Genomic DNA, 835 nt, shown 5'->3' on the forward strand with positions numbered 1-835 from the left:
GTTCAGTAGTCGAACTGGGACGTCTTACGCAAACACCAACGCCGCACATCGACACGGTATATGCCCTGGTCAAGCTGCTCGCAAAAACCATGGACGAAGAGCGCGGACAGGTGCGCCTTCAGCTCGCGGCCTGATTGCCCGGTAACGGCCGGGCTTTGGGTTTGGCACCGACAGGACTGTGACAGCCAATCAGGCCTCATCTAATTGCTGCGGCGCACAACGGCTTTTCCTGGTGCCGCGAGCTGCGGCAAGCCTAAAAAACGATCCGACTCAAGGTCCAAAGGCCAACGATTTCTTCATGGCCTCAACCACCGCGTCCGAAGGAGTGTCGAAATCGAACTTGGCCCCAAGGTCCAACGCCTTTAACAGGAGTGGGTTTGCGTTCTTGAGGGAGTCGAACAGAGTAGCCGCTTTTTTAGTCACATCTGCTGGAGCGCCAGGGTGAACATACAGCCCGTAGCCCCAACTCGCGTTGGCGGTCGGCACAATGACCAGTTGCGCCATATGGATGCGCTCATCGGTACCGTGGTGGCTTTTCATGGTGGCAGCCTGTGCGCTCTGTAGCCGGGTAATCAGACCGGCCCACCGGTCCGCTTGCCAATGAAATGCCGCTTTGGTCGGCAAGTAGCTTTGCCCCAGCCCTTGTTGAGGCAATATTTCGACCACCGTGCCGCAAAAATTCTCGGCTTTTACGAGCGATGTGGTCACACCGCTTTTCATGCCAAAGCAACTGGTCGTCTTGAGCTTGGCGAGCACTTTGGCTTGATCAGCGGGAGGGAGCGTCTTCAACTCGACCGGTTTGCCGTCCTTGACCGTTCCGATGTCAGCCAGAATC

1 protein-coding gene and 1 pseudogene are annotated in these 835 nt (G+C 57.0%); one reads left to right on the forward strand and one right to left on the reverse strand.

The features are described 5' to 3' along the window. Positions 1-134, forward strand: a pseudogene (locus tag AC1DWI_RS24930) (oxidoreductase); the annotation flags it as partial. A gap of 136 nt (positions 135-270) precedes the next feature. On the opposite strand, the gene AC1DWI_RS24935 reads toward AC1DWI_RS24930, so the two are convergent. Then, on the reverse strand, positions 271-835 hold a 565-nt coding region (locus AC1DWI_RS24935), incomplete at its 5' end, for a hypothetical protein (RefSeq protein WP_477726152.1).

Source organism: Polaromonas sp. P3_C2 (assembly GCF_056402675.1).